Source organism: Actinosynnema sp. (assembly GCF_052038725.1).
The window spans coordinates 1-1537 of the sequence record NZ_JBQGCX010000370.1; the positions used below are offsets into that span (position 1 = coordinate 1).

2 protein-coding genes are annotated in these 1537 nt (G+C 70.3%); both read left to right on the forward strand.

Features of this window, described 5'->3' with window-relative positions; translation table 11 throughout:
• The first annotated feature begins 328 nt into the window (after positions 1-328).
• A complete protein-coding gene (gene rplM / locus ACTUAL_RS07460) occupies positions 329-772 on the forward strand; it encodes a 50S ribosomal protein L13 (RefSeq protein ID WP_015805247.1) in 444 nt (147 codons plus the stop codon).
• 23 nt (positions 773-795) lie between these two features.
• Positions 796-1374 (forward strand): 30S ribosomal protein S9, encoded by a 579-nt coding sequence (rpsI, locus tag ACTUAL_RS07465; protein ID WP_232520089.1) that lies wholly within the window; start codon positions 796-798, stop codon positions 1372-1374.
• Positions 1375-1537: the final 163 nt, after the last annotated feature.

Here is a 1537-nt window from a genome sequence, read left to right on the forward strand (position 1 = left end):
CGAAACCCGGCCCGGGGGGGGTGACCCCGCGCGGGGCCCGCTGCCCCCGCGATCCCCAGCCGCGCCGCGGCCCCCGCGACCACCCGGTCGCGGGGCCTCGGCACGTGCGGGGGCAGGCGTCCCGGCGCGTTCCCGACGACCGGTTGCACAGCGTGACGGGGGGGTCGTTTTGACCCGCCCGACACCCAACCGGTATCTTCCTACTTTGTTGTGCGGTACCCGGGTGCGCCCACTGCGCTCCTCGTGTTCTGGTCCTTGCCCGTGATTGGGGTCCGGCCTGAGCAGCCGCCGCAATGACCCCAGACGCAAGTGACGACGAGGTAGACCCGTGCGCACGTACAGCCCGAAGCCCGGCGAGGTGACCCGCGCCTGGCACGTGATCGACGCCCAGGACCTGGTGCTCGGTCGGCTCGCCACCCAGGCCGCGACGCTGCTGCGCGGCAAGCACAAGCCGACCTACGCCCCACACGTTGACACCGGTGACTTCGTCATCGTCATCAACGCCGACAAGGTGGCGCTGACCGGCAAGAAGCGGGAGCAGGCCTTCGCCTACCGCCACTCCGGCCACCCCGGTGGTCTGAGCAAGCAGTCGTTCGGCGAGCTGCTCGACACCCGCGCCGACCGCTTGGTCGAGAAGGCGATCAAGGGCATGCTGCCCAAGAACCGCCTCGGCCGCGCGATGGCCTCCAAGCTGAAGGTCTACACCGGCTCGGAGCACCCGCACGCTGCGCAGCAGCCGCAGCCGTTCGAGATCAAGAAGGTCGCCCAGTGACCGAGCAGAACGAGGAAGTCGCCGTGAGCACCCCTGAGACCGAGAACGACGCCGTCGAGGCGGCGGAGGTCGCCGAGTTCGACGCCGTCGAGGCCGAGGCCACCGAGGGCGAGGCCGTCGAGGCCGACGCCGTCGAGGGCGACGTCGAGGCCGTCGACGGTGACGAGGTCGAGGAGGAGTCCGCTCCCGTCGTCCTCCACCAGCTGAACGGCGCGCCGCACCTGGCGCAGACCGTCGGCCGCCGCAAGGAGGCGATCGTCCGCGTTCGCCTGCTGCCCGGCACCGGCAAGTTCACGCTCAACGGCAAGACGATGGACCAGTACTTCCCGAACAAGGTCCACCAGCAGCTCATCCGCGAGCCCCTGGTCACGACCGAGAAGCCCGAGACGTTCGACGTCATCGCGAACCTGCGCGGCGGCGGCACCACCGGCCAGGCCGGTGCGCTGCGCCTCGCGATCGCCCGCGCGCTGATCGCCGTCGACTCCGAGGACCGCCCGGTCCTCAAGAAGGCCGGCTTCCTCACCCGCGACCCCAGGGTCAAGGAGCGGAAGAAGTACGGTCTGAAGAAGGCCCGCAAGGCGCCTCAGTACAGCAAGCGCTGACCCCTTCACCGGGACGGCGAGCACCACACTGCGGGAGCAGCGGTTCACCGAACCGCTGCTCCCGCTGTGCTGTGCGTGGGTCTCGCCACCGCTTCGACCACACGGAGGCCCTCAGATCATGGCTCGGCTGTTCGGCACCGACGGCGTTCGCGGACTCGCGAAC